At 46.5% G+C, this 20,497-nt stretch carries 21 protein-coding genes; 12 read left to right on the top strand and 9 right to left on the bottom strand.

The window, feature by feature from the left end:
- The first annotated feature begins 72 nt into the window (after positions 1-72).
- A complete protein-coding gene (locus L9P36_RS06115) occupies positions 73-603 on the top strand; it encodes a hypothetical protein (protein WP_237465795.1) in 531 nt (176 codons plus the stop codon).
- Between the two features lie 54 nt (positions 604-657).
- Here L9P36_RS06115 and L9P36_RS06110 read toward each other — a convergent pair whose 3' ends face one another.
- From L9P36_RS06110 to L9P36_RS06100, 3 genes are read right to left on the bottom strand one after another with little or no spacing between them, the layout of a single operon-like run.
- On the bottom strand, positions 658-1,245 hold the full coding sequence (locus L9P36_RS06110) for a hypothetical protein (protein ID WP_237465794.1): 588 nt from the start codon (positions 1,243-1,245) through the stop codon (positions 658-660).
- 47 nt (positions 1,246-1,292) lie between these two features.
- The gene (locus L9P36_RS06105; protein WP_237465793.1) at positions 1,293-1,706 is read right to left on the bottom strand and encodes a hypothetical protein; all 414 of its coding nucleotides are present in this window, start codon (positions 1,704-1,706) and stop codon (positions 1,293-1,295) included.
- Positions 1,707-1,735: 29 nt separating this feature from the next.
- Positions 1,736-2,209 (bottom strand): TlpA family protein disulfide reductase, encoded by a 474-nt coding sequence (locus L9P36_RS06100; protein WP_237465792.1) that lies wholly within the window; start codon positions 2,207-2,209, stop codon positions 1,736-1,738.
- Positions 2,210-2,473: 264 nt separating this feature from the next.
- Here L9P36_RS06100 and L9P36_RS06095 point away from each other — a divergent pair, with 264 nt between their 5' ends.
- Positions 2,474-3,082, top strand: coding sequence for a hypothetical protein (locus tag L9P36_RS06095; RefSeq protein WP_237465791.1), 609 nt, complete (start codon positions 2,474-2,476; stop codon positions 3,080-3,082).
- 98 nt (positions 3,083-3,180) lie between these two features.
- Here the strand turns inward: L9P36_RS06095 and L9P36_RS06090 are convergent, their stop codons facing one another.
- Both L9P36_RS06090 and L9P36_RS06085 read right to left on the bottom strand, forming a co-directional pair.
- The gene (locus L9P36_RS06090) at positions 3,181-4,446 is read right to left on the bottom strand and encodes a DUF945 family protein (RefSeq protein ID WP_237465790.1); all 1,266 of its coding nucleotides are present in this window, start codon (positions 4,444-4,446) and stop codon (positions 3,181-3,183) included.
- 93 nt (positions 4,447-4,539) lie between these two features.
- A complete protein-coding gene (locus tag L9P36_RS06085) occupies positions 4,540-5,787 on the bottom strand; it encodes a DUF945 family protein (RefSeq protein ID WP_237465789.1) in 1,248 nt (415 codons plus the stop codon).
- Between the two features lie 276 nt (positions 5,788-6,063).
- Here L9P36_RS06085 and L9P36_RS06080 point away from each other — a divergent pair, with 276 nt between their 5' ends.
- The 3 genes from L9P36_RS06080 (at position 6,064) to L9P36_RS06070 (ending at position 9,651) form a co-directional block, all read left to right on the top strand.
- Positions 6,064-8,055, top strand: coding sequence for an ATP-binding protein (locus tag L9P36_RS06080; RefSeq protein WP_237465788.1), 1,992 nt, complete (start codon positions 6,064-6,066; stop codon positions 8,053-8,055).
- On the top strand, positions 8,024-8,530 hold the full coding sequence (locus tag L9P36_RS06075; protein WP_237465787.1) for a response regulator: 507 nt from the start codon (positions 8,024-8,026) through the stop codon (positions 8,528-8,530). The genes L9P36_RS06080 and L9P36_RS06075 overlap by 32 nt, the downstream gene beginning before the upstream one ends.
- Before the next feature lie 119 nt (positions 8,531-8,649).
- Positions 8,650-9,651: a 2-hydroxyacid dehydrogenase gene (locus tag L9P36_RS06070; protein WP_237465785.1), complete on the top strand. Its 1,002-nt coding sequence runs from the start codon at positions 8,650-8,652 to the stop codon at positions 9,649-9,651.
- Positions 9,652-9,826: 175 nt separating this feature from the next.
- Here L9P36_RS06070 and L9P36_RS06065 read toward each other — a convergent pair whose 3' ends face one another.
- Together L9P36_RS06065 and L9P36_RS06060 are read right to left on the bottom strand one after the other, a co-directional pair.
- Positions 9,827-11,308: a bifunctional NUDIX hydrolase/phosphatase PAP2 family protein gene (locus L9P36_RS06065; protein WP_237465783.1), complete on the bottom strand. Its 1,482-nt coding sequence runs from the start codon at positions 11,306-11,308 to the stop codon at positions 9,827-9,829.
- 17 nt (positions 11,309-11,325) lie between these two features.
- Complete coding sequence (locus L9P36_RS06060; RefSeq protein ID WP_237465781.1) at positions 11,326-11,562, bottom strand: hypothetical protein; 237 nt, start codon at positions 11,560-11,562, stop codon at positions 11,326-11,328.
- Positions 11,563-11,603: 41 nt separating this feature from the next.
- Here L9P36_RS06060 and asnS point away from each other — a divergent pair, with 41 nt between their 5' ends.
- The 5 genes from asnS to infA all read left to right on the top strand — a co-directional run bounded on the left by asnS (position 11,604) and on the right by infA (position 16,215).
- Positions 11,604-13,004 carry an asparagine--tRNA ligase gene (asnS, locus tag L9P36_RS06055; RefSeq protein WP_237465778.1) on the top strand — a complete coding sequence of 467 codons (1,401 nt, stop codon included), beginning with the start codon at positions 11,604-11,606 and terminating at the stop codon, positions 13,002-13,004.
- A 170-nt stretch (positions 13,005-13,174) separates the two neighbouring features.
- Positions 13,175-14,380 (top strand): amino acid aminotransferase, encoded by a 1,206-nt coding sequence (locus tag L9P36_RS06050; RefSeq protein WP_237465776.1) that lies wholly within the window; start codon positions 13,175-13,177, stop codon positions 14,378-14,380.
- Between the two features lie 140 nt (positions 14,381-14,520).
- Entirely contained in the window at positions 14,521-15,237 is a 717-nt protein-coding gene (gene aat, locus L9P36_RS06045; protein WP_237465774.1) for a leucyl/phenylalanyl-tRNA--protein transferase, read from the top strand.
- A complete protein-coding gene (locus tag L9P36_RS06040) occupies positions 15,227-15,910 on the top strand; it encodes an arginyltransferase (protein WP_237465772.1) in 684 nt (227 codons plus the stop codon). Before aat ends, L9P36_RS06040 begins: the two co-directional genes overlap by 11 nt.
- An 86-nt stretch (positions 15,911-15,996) precedes the next feature.
- Positions 15,997-16,215, top strand: a complete 219-nt coding sequence (infA, locus tag L9P36_RS06035) for a translation initiation factor IF-1 (protein WP_001040192.1) — start codon at positions 15,997-15,999, stop codon at positions 16,213-16,215.
- Between the two features lie 105 nt (positions 16,216-16,320).
- On the opposite strand, the gene clpA is transcribed toward infA, so the two are convergent.
- Positions 16,321-18,603, bottom strand: a complete 2,283-nt coding sequence (clpA, locus tag L9P36_RS06030) for an ATP-dependent Clp protease ATP-binding subunit ClpA (RefSeq protein WP_237465769.1) — start codon at positions 18,601-18,603, stop codon at positions 16,321-16,323.
- Between the two features lie 38 nt (positions 18,604-18,641).
- On the bottom strand, positions 18,642-18,962 hold the full coding sequence (gene clpS, locus L9P36_RS06025; protein WP_237465767.1) for an ATP-dependent Clp protease adapter ClpS: 321 nt from the start codon (positions 18,960-18,962) through the stop codon (positions 18,642-18,644).
- A gap of 214 nt (positions 18,963-19,176) precedes the next feature.
- Here clpS and cspD point away from each other — a divergent pair, with 214 nt between their 5' ends.
- Complete coding sequence (gene cspD / locus L9P36_RS06020) at positions 19,177-19,401, top strand: cold shock domain-containing protein CspD (RefSeq protein ID WP_237465765.1); 225 nt, start codon at positions 19,177-19,179, stop codon at positions 19,399-19,401.
- Between the two features lie 303 nt (positions 19,402-19,704).
- Positions 19,705-20,463 carry a pseudouridine synthase gene (locus L9P36_RS06015; RefSeq protein ID WP_435532730.1) on the top strand — a complete coding sequence of 253 codons (759 nt, stop codon included), beginning with the start codon at positions 19,705-19,707 and terminating at the stop codon, positions 20,461-20,463.
- Positions 20,464-20,497: the final 34 nt, after the last annotated feature.

Here is a 20,497-nt window from a genome sequence, read left to right as displayed (position 1 = left end):
GTTGAGTTCACTGAAATTACATTTTCGCTTTTGTAGAATTTCAGCATTCACATTCAATATGGACTGTTGACCATGAAAAAAATGGCTCTTGCTCTTTGCGCAGCAAGCTCCCTACTTTCACTCCCATCTCATGCTGAAAGTAACTTTAACTATAACTATCTTGGCTTTCGTGTTGGCTCTGAGCATGGCTCTTTAGGCGTCAATATTTCACAGGCCTTCCATCCCAATGCGTATTTTTTTGCTGAAGGTGATTTCGATTTTGAGGAATATACCAACGTCAATGCGGGTGTGGGATTTAATGCGCCAATCGGAATGTGGACTGATTTTTATGGCCGTCTTTCTTGGCGTTATAGCGATTGGAAAGAAGGATCGCGTGACTTAGATGACAATGGCGCTGAATTTAAGGTCGGGGTTCGCCAGTGGATCACTCAGCAACTTGAAGTAGGCGGTTTTGTTGGGATCTTCTCTGGTGACAGTAACGATGGCATTTTTGGTGGCCATGTAAACTTCCATGCCACTGAGCTTATCTCTCTCGGGGCGAGCTATCATGTCAACGAGCCCGCTGGTGATACATTCTGGTTCGATGTGCGCTTTAACTTCTAACGCAGCAAGCCGAATAAAAAACACCGCAATCGCGGTGTTTTTTATTGCCCTTGATTAGAAATTTGGCAGTGGTTTATTTTGCACCACGATGGTGTCCTGCTTTTGCTCAATCAACCGAAGCACCTCATGTTTTACATCGATATGCCAGCTGACTGTCGCTGGATCAAAGCGTGCTAACTCTTGAAGCTCAGAGCCATCCTTTTTAGCGACATAGAGAATCAATGTTTCGCCTTTATCCATGGTCTTTAAGGTCACAATGATAATGCGATTGGCTGGTTCGCGCTGTTTAATGCCATTGTTGTTTTTAATACAGGTGTAGCATTGCTTTTGGATTGACATATATCCCGAGCCATTGCTAGGCACCACCATAAACGCCTGCTCAAATATTAAATCAGTAATTTTGCCATCGACACGGCTTTGAAAGAGCAATTTTCCCTGATCGGTTTGCGTGTTATAGATATAAAGGTTTTTATTCTCAATCGAGCGGCCTTGCAACAGGTGGCCTGCCTTTACTTCCACCACCCCTTGGTAAAAATAGTCAGAGCCCTGATCATAATACGCAATCGTGTGACCTCGACTGTAGCTGCCTGCAACTGCTCCCATGCTCACCATCGCCAAGATAGCCAATAACAAGTAACGCATCCATTTATCCTCGTTGTTGATATTCACCCTAAGTGCAATCATCTCAATTATTTTAGATGAAGTTGCTGTTTGAGAGGTGCTGACAATATGGCAACCTGCGCCTCGACCTGCTGTTGCTGCATCGTCGTTAAAGGCTGATAACTCGATGGATAGGGCCAGCCATACCCCCAGCGATACCACATTGGCCAATAGGGATTGCCGCCAAAACGCACACCAAGAAACATGGCTTGCGCTGTCCAAGAAAATCCTTGCGCCATCACACACTGCTCAAGCGCTTGATCAGCCGCATAACGCTGCGCTTTAGTGCCGCCTTGCCAATAGGCAAAATCATGGGCGACACAACAATGTAACCAAACATTGGGCTGCGACCAGTCACCATTAGGAAATAGACTACAGCCGTCACTGACAAAAGGCTGTAAAGCCGCATTCACTGAGCTACTGATTAGCAACAGCAGGAACACGCACGCGCATCTGCCTGTTTTTTTTAACTCTATATTTCCAATGCCCCGCGCATCGCATCCACTTGTAAATAGGCACCACCGTAATCACTCACTCGCTTTCCCTTTTTGTTAAACACAACAAAATATGGGACACCTTTATTTTCTAATTGATGACTATAAGCACCCATGGGATCAAGTGCGACATTAAAAGGAAACTGCGCTGCATATTGCTGGACTTGCGATCCATTGGCATTGCCGATCACCACCTGCATTGGGATCCCTTCTTGCTCAAGCTGCGCTTTCATCTGGACGATCATCGGCGATGCGGCCCGGCAAGTTCCACACCAAGGCGCAAGATAAACCATCACGCATTTTTCTGCCTCACAATCCCCAACAGAAACAAGTCCCGCATCGTCATCATTGAGCTGTGTTTGCAGTAGCTGCATGGTTGGCATCGGCTCACCACCCGTTTGATAAAAAAAGACAATCCCTAAGCACAGACTTAAAAGAACCAATAGCCGCATATTCCCTCCATGTATTATCGCATCAGTCTATCTAAGCAGATCTGATTATCCCCTAAGACAATGATTCCAATATTTTTTATTTTGGGATCGTCGAGATTATGCAACATTTATCTCTGTCTACTGTTTCATTTTGCAAGATGTCAGTTGCTAAACTGATAGCGAATCCCAACCAGTAAGCACAGCTTGCGCTTGATCACAAGATTGTTCTACTCGTTTTCATTTTGTACACTGCATCTCTTTTTTGCTCAGCTGTAGAATCTGAATATGACAAATCACCTTGACCTCGTTATCAATATCTTGGGTTGGTCCTCACTGGTGTTTTACATCGGTTTGCTTATCTTTAACCAATTTAAAGGGGTGCGTATTGCCACTTTCCTTTCTGTGGTCAATGACATTATCTACGGCGCGCTACTGGGTATTTTGCCAAAAGTACTGCTCAACGGCCTACTTGGCTTTTTAAATTTTTACCGCTACGCACAGGATTATATGAATGTGCCTAAGCGCGTCATTCATGCTTTAGCGGCTATTGCGGTTGCGTCGCTACTTGGCTTTGCGGTGTATGCCATTCGTGATTTTAGCGCTAATCCATCATGGGCCATTGCCCTCAACTGGATGGATTTCGTGTTAATTCTTGTGGCGCTGAGCGTAACCAATATGAAGATTTTCCAGTGGGCGATGTTTATCTCCGCTTTTGTCGGCGGTACCAGTTACTTCTTACTGGGCGCACCACAAATGGTGATCATCTGCATCGTGAAAGGTTTGCTGATGGCGCACAAACTCTTTATCAACCCATATTTCCCGAGTGTGGAAATGCGAATTAAGCGTCTCTTTGGCCTTCGTAGTACAATGCCTGCCCGCCCTGAACAAGCTTAAAATTGACGGTTTCATCCCTTAAACCGCACAATACAATGACGAATAAAAAAAGGTGCCCACGGCACCTTTTTTATTCATTTATTCATCATGACTGAGACTCACCCTTGTCTTGCCAAGGTTTTCATCTCCACTACAAATTGTGCCCACGGTAAACGCTGCTCTGCATTAGAAAGACCTGAAATATCAGTACGAACTTCACCCTGAATATAATCACCCTGCTTTTGTAGCAAACCGTGCTCAATCAGCACCGCCCAGTCCGCTTGCGAATGATCTTTTTCATTGAGTTTTAAATTCAGTATCCCTTTGTGCTGCACAAAGGCTGAAAATAAATTGCTGCTGGCCGGTGAAATACCAGAAACAGCCAAAGACAGGTGATTTTCAGCGCGTGCTGAAGGCGCTCGGCTATATTGCGCTGCCAATTGCCCTTGCCAATCGCCCGCAAATAGCTCATTGAGGGCTTGAGTTTGGCGCTGGCGACGAATCTTACGATTCCACAATGCCGGCGGATTGGTAATGACATCCACTGCCGCTTTTAATTTATCCGTCGGTAAGTGCGTTAAATTGAGCGTCACTTGCGTGTGATAACGGGCGGCATCATTAAAATCAAGCTGTGCGGCTTGCCCCGCCACATTCATATCGTAATGCGACGCTTGCGGCTGAAGCACAAATGACAGCGCGAGCTGCTTCAGTTGATAATCACGCTGGGCATCATGCCAAATGAGATTCTGCGCATCCAAAGCCCAATCAATGCCATGAATGCCATCACTTTCCTTGTCGCCCTCACTAACCTGAACTCGCATATAAGGACGGGTTGCATCAAGTGAACGATTGGAAAGTTGTGCCATCAGCGTTTTTGCGGCGAAGGCAACTTGCCACTGCGCATGGCTGTAATATCCGCTAATCTGTCCCGCTTGCAATGAAAAAACGTCATTTTTCATATCGCTGATATTGGCATCAAAGGTCGTTTTGCCACTGATGCTCGTGTCAGTCAGCAAGGTCATCTTAAATTGTGATACCGAGAAAACCTTTGCTAAGGCTTTTTCAGTATCCGGCGTAAATTGGCTCGCAATCTCAAGTGACAATGCATGATGAGTAATGTGATGCTCTAACAGCAGTACAGGCGGCACATTCGCACGCTGAAATAAACGCAATAGATCAGGCTGGGTGATCGTCACCTGCGTTTTCGCATCGGCATGAATATAACCACGCTGATAATCCAGTAATTCAAGCGTTAGATCATCGGACTGATGCTCATTAATTCCTCGAATCGTCGCTTTTTCAGCAATCAAACCCACCATAAATGGCCAGCTGGCAATCAGTGCAACCAAACCTGCAACTGCGGCTATTTTTTTCAATCGATTCATATTCCGTCACTCAAATTGATGATGGGCACAGTATAAAAAAACAAGGACTGCATGGGCAGCCCTTGTCGATAAAATTAAAAAAGTAACGAAAAATCACTCCATGCTCTGCATCGCCTGTGCCACCAATGCCATCTTTTGCATCGAGACCGGATAGCGATTCACCATCAACTCACCTTGGCGGAACTGACTTTCGATCATGTATTTTTCCTTTTTATGATCCCACGCCAGCCAATTCAGTTTTTCCAGTAAGAGTAATTGAGGAATCGATTGACTCCACATTTGATAATCTGCCGCACTCATCTGCGTCGTAAAATCGATAATCATGTTGTTCATTGGGTTATGAACAAACCCAGGGAGCGTTGAAAACCTCAAACTCAGCTGATTCTCACCTTGCGAAGAGGTATAACCAAAACTCATTTCAAGCATATCAAACACAGGGTCGAAATCCGCCAAACGCCCCATCAAGGCTGGCCCTTTCAACGATGAGTCAGAAACAACCTCAATCACACCTTGATTCAGGTCGTTCATTTCCATCGCCAAATAGATATCATTTAGCACATCCTCGCCAATACCCATTTGAGCAACGGAGAGTTTTGCCGTGGAATCAATATATGGAGACTGATGCCTTTCATGCATTTGCAGCGCTATTTTATCGATCAAGAAAGGCTCGAGCATCTCCATCGATTGAATACTCACTTGCTTTAAAGCAATCTCAATCGTTTCACCGTTCGCATCGACTTGCCCTTGCGAACGACACAGCAAATCTGAAAGAGTGAGCTCAAGTTCAGGCGAAGAAAATTGGACGCCAGGCCACGTACAGTCCATTTGCTTTGAAGCATTTGGCGATGTCCAATCTGAAGGCATTGTAATATGGCCCGGATGAACACGGAGGATCTGCATTGCATCTTGGTAATTCATGCCTGCGATATCAAAACGCACCGGAGAAAGCTTGCCCGTAAGCAGGTCTTTGCTGGCAGAAAATGCCAGCGTTTTTTGACTTGGGCCAATCACCTTTGATAGCAAACTGCCATCATCAGCAACATGGATATGGCCTTGTACTTTCATGGTGGGTTGCCAGTGAGAAATATTCACATTCACGAAGTAAACCACTGGGATATTCGACTCAATCATTGATTGACGATTGGCATAATCGGTCACTTCAATTTTAAGCACAACGTTTGAACTGAGATAACCCATCTCATAGGCGTCTACCGTTCGGCTCATGGTCGCCGAGTGATAATCCATTTCAGCTTCAATTTTGAATTTAGTCAACCATCCCAAAGCCAATGGAACTAGCAATAAAACCAATAGGATACAGATTGGTAACACGACCTTTTTCATCTTCGTCTCTTCATCCTGAAATCAGGCATCAGTGTACCGAAGTTGAGACAGAGAAGAATCAAACCAGCCCGCCTATGTAAAATCCATGTCAAATTATGCAAAAAGAATCGCAAAGCCTTTACGCCTTGCTGGTTAGTACATTTTACTATGCGACACACATCACCTTGCCATTCCGTCTAGAACTTAATTTTAAAATCAACACTTTGCTAGCAAGATCGCACCCAAAATATTCACAATTGCGTAAAATTCATCCAATGCATTGCTAAGGAGAGCCGCATGCCCCCCTACGCCATTATCTGTATTGATGATGACGCCACCATTGTGGCGCAGCTGAGCCAAGAACTCGCCTATTTAAGTGAGCAATTCGATATTGTCTGCGTAGATAACCCAGATGAGGCGGATTATGTTTTAGCGTCCATGCATCAGCGCCAGCAAGAGGCTGCATTGGTCCTTTGTGATGATGATTTGGGTAAAGAAACAGGCATTGAGTTCTTTATTCGCTTACATCAGCACCCCACCACAGCACGCGCCTATAAAATTTTACTTACCGACACGCCCGATGTGGGACAAATCCTTACCGCCGTCAATGAAGGACAACTGGATCACTGCTTGACCAAGCCTTGGCAACCAGTGGCACTTCGTCAAGCCGTTGAAAAAGAGCTCACCAACTTTATTCTGGATCACGCCAAGGTCGATGAATATCTCGGTTACAGCCATTTACTGGATACGCAGCGATTAATCAAAGCGCATATCGAACAACAAATGCAGCAATTTCGCTCTGGTTTTATTGAAGATTATTATCAGCTCGATGATCAAACCCTATCGCAGCAGTTTTTAACTGCGCTGCAGGACTTTTTTGATGGCAATAACGAGGATGAAGCCTGCCGCACCTACAGTAAAAATCATCTGTTAACTGAAGAAGGAAAGGAAAATCAGTTTCTTTGGTTTATTGCTGAGGGCAACGTGGTGCTCACCAAACGCGATGAAGACGGCCATGATCACCAAGTGGTGCGCTATGGCCGAGGCGATTTGGTCGGTGGCATGTCCTTTGTCACTGGTGAGCCGTCATTTTCAACGGGGCGCACCCTATCTCAAACCAAAGTCATTAAAATCGATCGCCCACTTTTTAGCAAAGTGATGAAAAGTAAAAATGAGCTTTTACCACTTTTTACCACCCTACTTTTGCGCCATTTTAACCGCCGCTTGCAGCGCAGCATTAAAACTGAAATGGCGCTGCACAGCGCGCTCAACCATTTAGAGACCGCCACAGACCAGCTTCTAGAAAAAGAGAAAATGGCCATGTTAGGTCAGCTGGTGGCGGGTGTTGCCCATGAACTTAACAATCCCGTCGCAGCCATCCTACGCGGCGCTGATACCCTAAAATCAAGTTTTGAATTTATTCTAAGCAATGAGCTCGACAGAGACACCCATGAGCTGGGTGAAACAATTTTGCGCCGAGCGCTGGAAGTACGGCCACTGTCTACCGCGCAAGCTCGGGCACAAGCGAAAAACCTTGAAGCGCTGACCGATGATCGACAGCTAGCAAGAAAATTGGTGATCATGGGATTAGACGAGCCAAGTCAGCTCGTACATTGGCAGCACCTAACAACGCAACAGTTGGAGCAATCCACAGCGCTTTGGGATCAATACTATCAAGCGGGTAATTTTCTGCGTTCCATACATGTATGCGCAAAACGTATTGCGGATATGGTAAAAAGCCTTAAATCTTACGCGCGCCAAGATGATGAAAGCTGGCACTTAGTGGATATTCACGAAGGGCTCGAAGACACCTTAGTGATTTTTGAAAACCGTTTAAAGCGCATTGAGGTAGAAAAAAGCTATCACACCCTGCCCGCAATTCATTGCCAACCCATCGCCCTGCAGCAGGTTTGGACCAATTTAATTGCCAATGCTTTGGATGCCATGGAGTCTTTTGGCGCACGGCCCAAACTCTGTGTTGAAACTAAACTAGCCAAGCAGAATCAGTATGTGGAAGTAACGCTCACCGACAATGGTTGCGGTATGGATGCAGCGACCATTGCGCGTATTTTTGAGCTTAACTACACCACCAAGCGCGAGGGGAATTTTGGTTTAGGCATTGGGATGTCGGTTTGCCAGCAAATTATTCACCAACATCAGGGTGAAATCATCGTCACCTCAGAGCCTGAAAAATACACCCAAATGCGCATTTTATTGCCGATCTCAGCCCCACAACATCAAGCCCACGGAGCGAATCATGAATCGATATCTCATCCTATGCGTCGATGATGAACGAGAAGTTCTCGATAGCGTTATCCAAGATCTCAGCGAGCTTAGCTCCCACTTTGATATTGAAGCGACTGAATCTGTTAGTGAAGCTGAAGAGGTACTCGCAGAGTCCATCGCTCAAGGTGTTCCACTGGCCCTAGCGCTATGCGATCACATTATGCCAGGGCGAACCGGCGTAGATTTTTTACTACAATTGGGTGCCAATGAAAGCACCCAAAGCTGTCGCAAGGTACTTCTCACCGGACAAGCGGGACTAGAAGAAACCGTTCAAGCGCTCAATCACGAAAGCTTGGACTATTATATTGCTAAACCTTGGGATGGTAAGGCACTCAAGCAAGTGGTGATTCAGCAGCTCAGTCAATTTATCATCGCCAGCGAGCAACAACTGATGCCTTGGCTTCAGGTGCTTGATGCCGAGATGCTGATGGCAGCAATGAATGATCGGCGCTTGAGTTTAAATTTTGATGAGTTCTAAAAATGGGCTTGATTGATTGAAAACATCAATGAATTCAATTTGTCATACAAACTTCCCTTGGTTGTGAAAGCGTGGTAGCTTATTTGTAATAAAACTACGACTTAAGGGAAGTGGCCGATATGAAAATTGCATTGTTTAGTTCGAAGAAGTACGACCAAATCTCCTTTGAACAAATTAATCAAACCTACCAGTTTGATATTCATTATTTTGATTTTCGCCTCACGCAAAGGACCGCGAAAATTGCTCAAGGTTTTGATGTGGTCTGCGCTTTCGTCAACGACGATGTTGATGATGCAGTCCTAAAAGAGCTCGCTGAAAATGGTACCAAGCTCATTGCCATGCGCTGCGCCGGATTTGATAAGGTTGATCTCGCCGCCGCAAAAAAATACGGCATTCAAGTGGTTCGCGTACCGGCCTACTCACCAGAAGCCGTGGCTGAGCATGCCGTCGGTCTGATGCTCTCACTCAACCGCCGTTTCCACCGTGCGTACCAGCGTACCCGTGACGCAAACTTCTCGCTTGAAGGTTTAACTGGCTTTAACTTTTTTGGCAAAACAGTTGGCGTTATTGGTAGCGGTAAAATCGGCCTAGCAGCAATGCGCATCCTTAAGGGCTTTGGCATGGATATATTGTGCTATGACCCCTATCCTGCGCAGGAAGCTATCGATTTAGGTGCGCGTTATACCACGCTTGATGAGATTTACGAGAAAGCCGATATCATCACCCTACATTGCCCATTAATGCCTGAAAACACGCATATGCTCAATGCAGAGTCCTTTGCCAAGATGAAACCAGGCGTGATGATTGTCAACACCAGCCGCGGCGGTTTATTGAACTCAAGTGACGCCATCGAAGCACTCAAACAAGGGCAAATTGGTGCCTTGGGTCTGGATGTCTATGACAACGAAAAAGAGCTGTTCTTTGAAGATAAATCCAATGACGTCATTCAGGATGATATCTTCCGCCGCCTATCCGCCTGTCACAATGTGCTCTTTACCGGCCATCAGGCATTTTTAACCAAAGAAGCTCTGGCCAATATTGCAGATACCACGCTAACCAGCGTGCTGAAATTTAGCCAAGGTGAAATATCTGGTAACGAGTTAGTTGAGCTCAATGCATAGCGAGCATAGTGCACGCAAGGAGCAAAACGGACGAACAAAATGAAAGATGAGCCCTTGCGCTTTCATCAACGCTTTCGCAAGTGCTTGCACACATGTTTTACTCAATCAAAAGGCGCCAATAGGCGCCTTTTTCAATTTTAAATTCTCACTTAAATTTCTTACTGAAATTTCACAGCTAAGCTTGCTGCTGACTATGATGAGCCCAACCTGCGGTCATCACAAAGACCAAGAACGTTAAGATCCACAGCGCAACGGTATAACCCATCACAATCGCCAGGGCGCCCGTCTGAGTCATCACATAAACCTTGAGTAGACTCCAAACCACCAGCAAAACAAAGCCAATCGACGCCACGGTTAACCAGCGATATTTTGCACTGACAGCGCGATTGAGCTGCCAATTTTTACGGCGAATATAGCTCAAGGCCAAGGCAATGCTCCAAGCCGATGCAAAGGCATAGACCAAGGTCGGATTTTGCGTAAAGATCGCACCCGCCAGTAACATCACCGAAATCACCAACCAAAACATCGGCAGATTCAGCTGCTCTTGCAGATCCAATCTTTTACGATCAATCAGGCGACGCCAATGCCAAATCGTCACACCGCCAAATAGCGCGCCAAACACCACATCTGAAATAAAATGAACGCCAAGCCAAACCCGCGCCGTTGCCGTGAGGATCACCATCAGCACAGGCACCATCCATGAAATTTTCACTTTGAGTCCATCGCGCAGTGCAAAATAAGCAAGCCCCCACAAAATTGCGGATAAGTAGGTATGCCCACTTGGCATGCCAAATCCAGAAGCATTCATCTGCTGTAGATCAGGCCAATAAATGAAAGGACGCGGCCAAGCAATGAGCTGTTTGGCAACGGCGATCAGCACCGCAGCCCCCATCACGTAAAAAATAAACGTGAGCCCCGCTTGACGTCCCCACAGGCCAAATACCAAGGGAATTAAACAAGCAACCAGCGCACCTTCGCCAAATAAATTAGCTGCCAACAGTACGCCAGAAACCAGTCGCGACAGAATATCAGGCAAAGAAGCAACTGAGTTTTGTAGACCTGCAATCAATGGCAATTCTAATCGATGCAGTGCAGAAGCATTCGCCGATAAATCGGTATACACCGTAATCGCACTCTCTGGGGTCTGATCGCGCCATTTGCTTAATTGCGCAATATGTCGCTTAAATCGAAAATCTTTTGTGGCTTGTAATTCTGGGTTGAGCAGATAAACCGCTTTGATCTCTTTATCAAAATGCGGTGCAAACCAAGCGGCCACAATATGCTCGCCACGTGGATCGGCATGCGCTGCCACTGGCAAAGGACGCTCAGTCACACAGCTATAAACCATATTGGTTTGATTAATCACAGCCAAAGGCTGAACGACGCGAACCACTGCGCCCGTTTCTTCATATACTTCACGCACCGCGGCTTGCTGCGCAGTCTCACCGGCCTCAATACCGCCGCCAGGTAATGCATAACGACCGGTAAATTTATCCAGCGTCATCAACACTTGCTGCTCATGGCGGATCACACAGACCGCACTTTCAGGCGGCAGTGACGCCGATTGCGCCCCCGGCTCTGATGCTTGCACCACTGCTGAAGGCAACCACAGCACACTCAATAAAACGCCGAGCCAACGCGTGAAAATACCACTCATTCACACATCTCCTTTAATTACATGGCGATATCACAAAATAGTTGCAGACTATGCCGGAAAAAAGCGATGGGGAAAACGGTTTCGTGACCATTTTGCATTTCGATCAGGAAATTTTGTGCGACGGACCAAGTTCGAGCATTTTTTAAACAGAAAAAATCCATTGAAAGAAAAAAAAGTAAAAGAATTACCGCTTCAACGCGATCATCGCTTGCAGCCGCGCCATCCACAGGTAATATTGCTGTTTGGAAAAACACAAAAATTGCACTTAGTGCACCAACGGAGATATAGACTCATTATGACTTACGTGCCTGTAGTCGACGTACTGAAGGGCCGATGCGCTGTTGACAGTGAAGTCACAGTTCGCGGCTGGATTCGTACCCGTCGTGATTCCAAAGCTGGAATCTCTTTTCTTGCCATCTATGACGGCTCATGTTTCGACCCGATTCAGGCCGTGGTTCCTAATGAACTGAATAATTACCAAGACGAGGTTCTTCGTCTAACTACGGGTTGTTCAGTGGAAATCACAGGTAAGGTTGTTGAATCGCCAGGACAAGGCCAAGCCTTTGAACTGCAAGCCACTAACGTAAAAGTGGTTGGCTGGGTTGAAGATGCTGACACTTACCCAATGGCAAAAACTCGCCACTCTATCGAATATCTTCGTGAAGTTGCGCACCTTCGCCCTCGTACCAACGTGATTGGTGCGGTTGCTCGTGTCCGTAACTGTCTATCACAAGCGATTCACCGTTTTTATCACGAGCAAGGCTTCTTCTGGATGTCTGCGCCACTGATCACAGCTTCTGACTGTGAAGGTGCTGGTGAAATGTTCCGCGTCTCAACGCTGGATATGAACAACCTGCCACGCACTGACAAAGGTGATGTGGATTACAGCGAAGATTTCTTTGGTAAAGAAACCTTCTTGACCGTATCTGGTCAGCTAAACGCAGAAGCTTACGCTTGTGCACTTAGCAAGGTTTACACATTTGGTCCAACATTCCGCGCTGAAAACTCAAACACCAGCCGCCACTTGGCTGAGTTCTGGATGGTTGAGCCTGAAGTTGCGTTCGCAGAACTAGATGACGTTGCAAAACTTGCCGAAGATATGCTGAAGTATGTGTTCAAAGCTGCACTTGAAGAGTGCCGCGATGATCTTGAGTTCTTTGCGCAGCGCATCGATAAAGAAGCTGTTACCCGTCTTGAGCAATTCGTCGCTTCAGATTTCGCACAAGTAGACTATACCGATGCGATTCAAATCCTGCTTGATTCTGGCCGTGAATTTGAATTCCCTGTTGAATGGGGTATCGATATGTCTTCTGAGCACGAGCGCTTCCTTGCTGAAGAGCACTTTAAAGCGCCAGTGATCGTGAAAAACTATCCTAAAGATATCAAAGCCTTCTACATGCGTATGAATGATGATGGCAAAACCGTTGCTGCGATGGACGTTTTGGCCCCTGGCATTGGTGAAATCATTGGTGGTTCACAACGTGAAGAGCGTCTAGATATTCTAGATGCGCGTATGGTTGAAATGGGTATCGACCCAGAGCATATGAACTGGTATCGCGATCTACGCCGTTACGGCACCGTACCACACGCTGGCTTCGGTCTTGGTTTTGAGCGTTTGGTTTCATACGTCACTGGCATGGGCAACGTGCGTGATGTGATTCCATTCCCTCGTACACCACGTAACGCGAACTTCTAAGCTCTCGAAAATAAAAGCGCAGCACCTGCTGCGCTTTTTTATGTTTATCGTTTGTTCGGAAATTGATCAATTTCACGAAAGATTATTCAGAAAATAGTGTCAATTTATATCAGTTAACGGTATAAATTTGAGCAGACCCTTTTCTCTCGAACACAGCATGGATGACGCAAATGTTTGAAAAAATTATCGCAGCGCCCGCAGACCCAATTCTTGGCTTAACTGAAGAGTTCAAAGCTGACAGCCGCAGTAACAAAATCAACCTTGGTGTTGGTATCTACAAAACGAACGCCGGCGAGACGCCTGTTCTTAATACAGTGAAAAAAGCAGAGGCCCTATTGCTTGAGAAAGAGACCACCAAATCTTACCTCAGCATTCCGGGTGCTCCTGAATATGCACTGGCGGTTCAAAAACTTCTCTTTGGTCAAGATGCACAGCTAATTGCTGAAAAACGCGTTCAAACAGCGCAAGCACCTGGCGGTACTGGTGCACTGCGTATTGCCGCAGAATTTATTAAGCGCCAGTTGAGCAGCGATACCATTTGGGTCAGCAACCCAACATGGGCGAACCACAACAACGTATTTAATGCTGCGGGTTTGACCGTGCAGCAATACCGCTACTATAACGCAGCAAATCGCGATATGGACTTTGCGGCGATGCTTGAAGATCTAGAGCAAGCACAAGCAGGCGATGTGGTGCTACTTCACGGCTGCTGCCATAACCCAACCGGTATCGATCCAACTGCAGCGCAGTGGCAACAAATTGCTGAACTATGTGCGCGCAAATCTCTGCTTCCTCTATTTGACTTTGCATACCAAGGCTTTGGCCGCGGCGTAGAAGAAGATGCAGAAGGCCTACGTTTGTTTGCGAAGGTTTGCCCTGAGCTTTTGGTTGCTAGTTCATTCTCTAAGAACTTTGGTATGTACAACGAGCGCGTCGGTGCCTTTACACTAGCTGCAGCAACCAGCGACATCGCAGCAACAGCATTTAGCCAAGCGAAAAGCATCATCCGTACCATCTACTCCAACCCACCAGCGCACGGCGGTAAAGTGGCCACTGAGATTTTAGATAATCCAGCACTTCGTGCCGAGTGGGAACAAGAAGTAACTGAGATGCGCGATCGCATTCAAGAGATGCGTGAGTTGTTTGTTAAAACACTCAAAGAGAAAGGTGTGTCGCAAGACTTTAGCTTTATCAGCCGTCAAACCGGTATGTTCTCCTTCTCGGGTCTATCTCCAGAGCAAGTGAAGCGCTTGAAAGATGAGTTTGGTGTCTACATCGTAGGCTCTGGCCGCATCAGCGTTGCAGGCATGACCACCAGCAATATGGACAAACTCTGTGAGTCTATTGCTGCTGTACTTGAGCCAGTCACTGCATAAGTACACTCAGTTTTAAAAACCGCCTTCGGGCGGTTTTTTTATCTGTGCTATCCATACGCAGTATTGTTTTTTCATCTGGTATATTGTTTTCCATAAGCAACGTATAATTTCCCCCTCTATATTGTTCTCAATCCGCTGCCATGTATTTGACCGAACTTAGCCCACATCATGTTCAATTCCCGATACCAGACCAAGCGCTGAGTGAACCCGATGGGCTATTGGCTATTGGCGGTGATTTGCGGCCAGAGCGTCTCATTGAAGCTTATCGACATGGCATTTTCCCATGGTACAACCAAGGGGAGCCCATCTTATGGTGGAGCCCGTCAACCCGTGCGCTCTTTGATCCTTGCACCCCCTACCTCAGTCGAAGCAGCCACAAATTTCAACGAAAAGCGCAATATGTGGTCACCATCAATTGTGATTTTGCGGGCGTAATTGCCGGATGCCGCCACCGCCCAAACACCGGGACTTGGATCACCAAAGAGATCGCCCAAGCCTATATCTATCTGCATCATCTCGGCCATGCGCACTCAATTGAGGTTTGGCATCAAGACCAACTCGTTGGCGGTTTTTATGGTATCGCTTGTGGCGCAATGTTTTGCGGTGAGTCGATGTTTTCACGTGCCACTAACGCATCAAAAATCGCGCTCTGGGCCTTTAGCCATCACTTTGCCAAACATGGTGGTCATTGGATTGACTGCCAAATGGAAAACCCGCATTTAATGTCCTTGGGCGCGCAATTAATGCCGCGCAGGCAATATCTGGATATATTGATGCAAACACGCGAACAAGCATTACCCGCTAGCGTTTATCACCAGCAGCAACTGGCGTTCCCTGGAGCATCGCATGCAAATTAATCTTGGGCTCACCCCCATTCATGCTTGTAGTTATCTCAGCGGTCAGCAGGAGCGTCTTGGTGTGGTCATGGATGAAATATGGCATCAAAACAGCCATTATGAATTGCTACTGGCCGCAGGATATCGACGCAGCGGTGATATCATCTATAAACCAATGTGTCCCAAGTGCTCTGCTTGCACGCCCATACGCTATGATGTGATGGCCTTTACCCCCAGTCGCAGTTTAAAACGGCTAAAGAACCAAATTCAGTCCATGCGTTGGCATTTTTCATCTGAGCTTGATCCGCAGTGGTTTTCGCTTTATCAGCAATACATCAATACGCGGCATCAAGATGGCAGTATGTATCCAGCCGATCGCCAGAGTTTTCTGCAATTTAGCCACAGTGAATGGCAAAACATTCAATATTTGCATCTTTACCAAGAGGAACGTTTGATTGCCATTGCGGTCACTGACATCACCCCGCATGCATTAAGCGCGGTGTATAGCTTTTTTGACCCGCAGCACAAGCTTTCCTTAGGCAGCGCATGCCTGCTCATTCAACTTGAACAAGCCAAAATTTGGCAGAAAACCTGGATTTATCCAGGCTATTTCATCGAGCAATGCCAAAAAATGAATTATAAATCTCGTTTCCACCCTCATGAAAAGCTATCAAAGCAGGGTTGGCAGCGTTAAAATATGCGCCCATACTTTACACTCTCCCAGTTTCAGGGCATTATGCGCCAGTTAAAGACTGGCCTACAGGCCTAAAAGAGGATTCAATGGCAAAAGAAGACGTAATTGAAATGCAGGGAACGGTACTTGATACCCTGCCAAATACTATGTTCCGTGTTGAGCTTGAAAACGGACACGTTGTTACTGCACACATCTCTGGCAAAATGCGCAAAAACTACATCCGTATTTTGACTGGCGATAAAGTCACGGTTGAGATGACTCCCTACGACTTGAGCAAAGGCCGCATCGTCTTCCGCGCGCGTTAATATTTCCTTTGACTGCACCAGCTGTTGCAGCAAAGTTTAAAACGCAAAACCCCAGCCAATGGCTGGGGTTTGTCGTTATAAAGAGCGTGAACTCATTCGACTCTGTTAATTCACCGTGGCTTCAGTAGTTGAATAATCAAAGGTGAGTTTGTCATCTTGCAGATCCACTCGTACGCTACCACCACTGGCTAGACAGCCAAACAACAGCTCATTGGCTAGTGGTTTTTTCAGATTTTCCTGAATCACACGTGCCATTGGACGCGCACCCATGGCGCGATCATAGCCCTGGTTACCCAGCCAGATCCGCGCTTCGTCACTGACTTCCATGGACACACCTCGCGCATCCAACTGTGCCTGTAGTTCCACAATGAATTTATCGACAACTTGCGTCAGGATGCTGACATCCAAGTGGTTAAACCAAATGATGTTATCCAAGCGGTTACGAAACTCAGGGGTGAACACCTTCTTAATTTCGCCCATGGCATCATGACTGTGATCTTGCTGAATCAAACCAATGGATTTGCGAATCGTTTCACTAACGCCAGCATTGGTGGTCATCACCAAAATAACATTACGAAAATCAGCTTTACGACCGTTATTATCCGTAAGTGTACCGTTATCCATGACCTGCAGTAATAGATTGAACACATCTGGATGCGCTTTTTCAATCTCATCAAGCAGTACAACCGCATGCGGATGTTTAATCACAGCATCGGTGAGCAAACCGCCTTGGTCATAGCCCACATAACCTGGAGGCGCACCAATTAGACGACTCACAGTGTGACGCTCCATATACTCGGACATATCAAAGCGAAGGAGCTCAATACCTAAACACTTCGCCAGCTGTACGGTTACTTCTGTTTTACCCACCCCTGTTGGGCCCGCAAACAAGAATGAGCCCACGGGCTTATGCTCAGCACCCAAACCTGCTCGGCTCAATTTAATCGCTTCAGACAAAGCGCTAATGGCAGAGTCTTGGCCAAAAACCAGCATCTTAAGTTTTTCGTCTAGCGATTGCAGCACATCACGATCCGAACTCGATACTGATTTCTCAGGGATACGCGCCATCTTGGCAATCATCGATTCAATGTCGCTAACATTGATGGTTTTTTTGCGTTTACTCGCGACGACCAATCGACAACGTGCACCCGCTTCATCAATCACGTCAATGGCTTTGTCAGGTAAGTGACGTTCATTGATATATTTCGCCGACAGCTCAACTGCTGCGCGAATCGCCTTATTGGTGTATTTCACCTCATGGTGATCTTCATATTTGGACTTCAAACCCATCAAGATCTTTGTGGTGTCGTCAATGGATGGCTCCACCACATCAATTTTCTGGAAACGGCGAGCCAATGCGCGCTCTTTTTCAAAAATAGAGCCGTACTCTTGGTATGTGGTTGAACCAATACAACGCAGCTTGCCACTGCTGAGTAATGGTTTGATAAGGTTTGCCGCATCTACTTGACCACCAGAAGCTGCGCCCGCACCAACAATAGTATGAATCTCATCGATAAAGAGGATCGCGTCTTCTTCTTGCTCTAGCTGTTTGAGAACTGCTTTAAAACGTTTTTCAAAATCACCGCGATATTTTGTGCCTGCCAGCAAAGAGCCAATATCCAAAGAGTAAATCACACAATCACGCATTACGTCTGGCACTTGTTCTTCGACGATACGCCATGCCAAACCTTCAGCAATGGCCGTTTTACCGACACCGGCCTCACCAACTAGCAATGGGTTATTTTTGCGGCGACGACACAAAACTTGAATCGTGCGCTCTAACTCTTTATCACGCCCAATCAGTGGATCGATGCCACCGACTCGTGCCAACTGGTTTAAGTTGGTTGCAAAATTTTCTAAGCGATCTTCATTGGCAGTTTCTGTGCTACCACTATTCAGTTCACCGGGTTGATGCGATGGTCCTTGTCCAGAAAGGCCTTCGCTGTGGCTATCATCTTTGCTAATGCCATGTGAAATAAAGTTCACCACATCCAAACGGCTCACATCATTCTTTTTCAGCAAATAGGCTGCATGTGATTCTTGCTCACTAAAAATAGCGACTAAAACATTGGCACCTGTGACTTCCGTGCGCCCTGAAGATTGCACATGAAATACTGCACGTTGTAGAACACGCTGAAAACTGAGCGTCGGCTGGGTTTCTCTGGTTTCATCGTCTTTGGGAATCAACGGCGTTGTTTGCGCGATAAAACTGGCAAGCTCAGTACGCAGCCGCTCTAAATTGACCAGACAGGCCTCCAGCGCTTCACGGGCGCTGGCATTATCCAACAAGGCCAGTAGAAGATGTTCCACAGTCATAAATTCATGGCGCTGTTCACGCGCCTGCGCAAAGGCGCCATTTAGACTGGCTTCAAGCTCTTTATTCAACATTATTCACCTTCCCTAACAATGGCTTGCATCGTGTTATTTTAGGCTCTTTCGATGGTGCAAAGCAGTGGATGATCTTGCTCGCGGGCATAGGCATTGATCTGAGCCATCTTCGTTTCCGCCACCTCGGCGGTAAAAACGCCACAAGATGCTTTGCCCTTATAGTGCACCGTTAACATAATATCCGAGGCTTGGTCAGCATTCATGCCAAAGAAAACCTGCAAAACCTCGACCACAAAATCCATCGGTGTGTAATCGTCGTTATTGAGTACCACGTGATACATGGATGGTGGCTGAAGCGCAGTTTCTTCCTCAAACGCCACATCAGAATCTGGGTTAATCCATTCGTATAACTTACTCATAGTCTCATCTTAGTCATTGATTTCAGGGCCGGCTACAGTTTAATACGGCATATATTAAATTTTAGTAAAATTGTTACCATTTCTGCACATCGTCACTTGACTGCCCTGCCCTTTTTACTAGAGTGGAGAAGGAAAGCAATTTGAATATCAAAGGCATAGATATTCATTTGACATTCACCCCAGTATTACTCGTCAATGAAAAAGGATGTAACGTATGGCAACGGGAACAGTGAAGTGGTTCAACAACGCAAAAGGCTTCGGTTTTATCTGCCCTGATATGGGTGATGGCGATATTTTCGCCCATTATTCAACCATTCAGATGGATGGCTACCGCACATTAAAGGCAGGCCAGCAGGTGCAGTACGATATTCACGAAGGACCGAAAGGCTACCACGCTAGTAATATCACACTCCTCCATATGGATAGTGCCAACGCTTAACCATGGCAGCAACTCTTTTTCTTTGAAAAAAAGAGTTGCATGCAACCCCCAAGGTTATGCTGTGAATAAAAATTCAAATAAACAATAGATGCATCAGTAATGCCTTGAGCAATATCAAATTGCTTTTGCCGTCTCGGCGCTTGTTGCATTATTGTAACGGAAGTAACAAAGCACAATCTTTGATTGTGCTTTTTCTTTATCTTACTTATCCCAGCTACTTTTCTTATCATTCACACCGCCACCCATGCCTGCTGTAAATAAGATATACTTGCGCGCATTCCTTATCTGATATTGCCATTTGTCATGTCGAATCGCTTAAAACCTGCGCCTGGTTCAAAATCCAAAGTCTCTTCTACAAAAGTACCTTCAAAAAAGGCACATTCTAAAAAAACGAATGTAACTCGCACCGCGTCTTCGCACCGCAACACATCGAGCAGCGTAACGCGACGCCCTTCACGCCAACGTCAGGTGGGCAGCGCACGTCCAATGCAAGGCCCGCAGCAGATTCTTTTGTTTAATAAACCCTTTAATGTGCTCACTCAATTTTCAGGCGAAGCCAATGACATCACACTTGCCCAGTATATTGATGTCAAAGATGTGTACGCCGCAGGTCGCTTAGACAAAGACAGCGAAGGACTCTTGGTACTCACCAATGATGGCAAACTGCAGGCCAAACTCACGCAGCCCCAATCAAAATCGCCGAAAACCTACTGGGTACAAGTGGAAGGTGAGCCCTCAGAGCAAGCGTTAGATGCCCTGCGCCAAGGTGTTGAGCTCAAAGATGGCATGACGCTGCCAGCCAAAGTTGAGCGCATGAATGCCCCTGATATCTGGCCGCGCAATCCACCCATTCGCGAACGCGCGAACATTCCCACCACTTGGCTCGCCATCACTCTGCGCGAAGGTCGCAACCGCCAAGTTCGTCGTATGACCGCACATATTGGCCATCCAACGCTGCGCCTCATTCGATATCAACTCGGCCCATGGACCGTCGATGGTCTTGCGCCTGGAGAATGGCGCCGCGTCGAGCTACCACAAACAAGTGACAACACACAAAAATAAGCGCTTTTTGCACATGGATTGCCCCTGTTTTCAG

Source organism: Vibrio stylophorae, assembly GCF_921293875.1.
GTDB lineage: Bacteria > Pseudomonadota > Gammaproteobacteria > Enterobacterales > Vibrionaceae > Vibrio_A > Vibrio_A stylophorae.
Note: the sequence above shows the minus strand (reverse complement) of the source record. Positions and strands in the feature narration are given on the sequence as shown.

Excerpts from the sequence above, each read along its gene's own strand:
- clpA (WP_237465769.1), bottom strand. The coding sequence starts at position 18,603 with ATGTTGAATAAAGAGCTTGAAGCCAGTCTAAATGGCGCCTTTGCGCAG.
- cspD (WP_237465765.1), top strand. The coding sequence starts at position 19,177 with ATGGCAACGGGAACAGTGAAGTGGTTCAACAACGCAAAAGGCTTCGGT.
- L9P36_RS06085 (WP_237465789.1), bottom strand. The coding sequence starts at position 5,787 with ATGAAAAAGGTCGTGTTACCAATCTGTATCCTATTGGTTTTATTGCTA.
- clpS (WP_237465767.1), bottom strand. The coding sequence starts at position 18,962 with ATGAGTAAGTTATACGAATGGATTAACCCAGATTCTGATGTGGCGTTT.
- L9P36_RS06050 (WP_237465776.1), top strand. The coding sequence starts at position 13,175 with ATGTTTGAAAAAATTATCGCAGCGCCCGCAGACCCAATTCTTGGCTTA.
- aat (WP_237465774.1), top strand. The coding sequence starts at position 14,521 with ATGTATTTGACCGAACTTAGCCCACATCATGTTCAATTCCCGATACCA.
- L9P36_RS06100 (WP_237465792.1), bottom strand. The coding sequence starts at position 2,209 with ATGCGGCTATTGGTTCTTTTAAGTCTGTGCTTAGGGATTGTCTTTTTT.
- L9P36_RS06015 (WP_435532730.1), top strand. The coding sequence starts at position 19,705 with ATGTCGAATCGCTTAAAACCTGCGCCTGGTTCAAAATCCAAAGTCTCT.
- infA (WP_001040192.1), top strand. The coding sequence starts at position 15,997 with ATGGCAAAAGAAGACGTAATTGAAATGCAGGGAACGGTACTTGATACC.
- asnS (WP_237465778.1), top strand. The coding sequence starts at position 11,604 with ATGACTTACGTGCCTGTAGTCGACGTACTGAAGGGCCGATGCGCTGTT.
- L9P36_RS06115 (WP_237465795.1), top strand. The coding sequence starts at position 73 with ATGAAAAAAATGGCTCTTGCTCTTTGCGCAGCAAGCTCCCTACTTTCA.
- L9P36_RS06090 (WP_237465790.1), bottom strand. The coding sequence starts at position 4,446 with ATGAATCGATTGAAAAAAATAGCCGCAGTTGCAGGTTTGGTTGCACTG.
- L9P36_RS06040 (WP_237465772.1), top strand. The coding sequence starts at position 15,227 with ATGCAAATTAATCTTGGGCTCACCCCCATTCATGCTTGTAGTTATCTC.
- L9P36_RS06080 (WP_237465788.1), top strand. The coding sequence starts at position 6,064 with ATGCCCCCCTACGCCATTATCTGTATTGATGATGACGCCACCATTGTG.
- L9P36_RS06110 (WP_237465794.1), bottom strand. The coding sequence starts at position 1,245 with ATGCGTTACTTGTTATTGGCTATCTTGGCGATGGTGAGCATGGGAGCA.
- L9P36_RS06075 (WP_237465787.1), top strand. The coding sequence starts at position 8,024 with ATGAATCGATATCTCATCCTATGCGTCGATGATGAACGAGAAGTTCTC.
- L9P36_RS06065 (WP_237465783.1), bottom strand. The coding sequence starts at position 11,308 with ATGAGTGGTATTTTCACGCGTTGGCTCGGCGTTTTATTGAGTGTGCTG.
- L9P36_RS06070 (WP_237465785.1), top strand. The coding sequence starts at position 8,650 with ATGAAAATTGCATTGTTTAGTTCGAAGAAGTACGACCAAATCTCCTTT.
- L9P36_RS06095 (WP_237465791.1), top strand. The coding sequence starts at position 2,474 with ATGACAAATCACCTTGACCTCGTTATCAATATCTTGGGTTGGTCCTCA.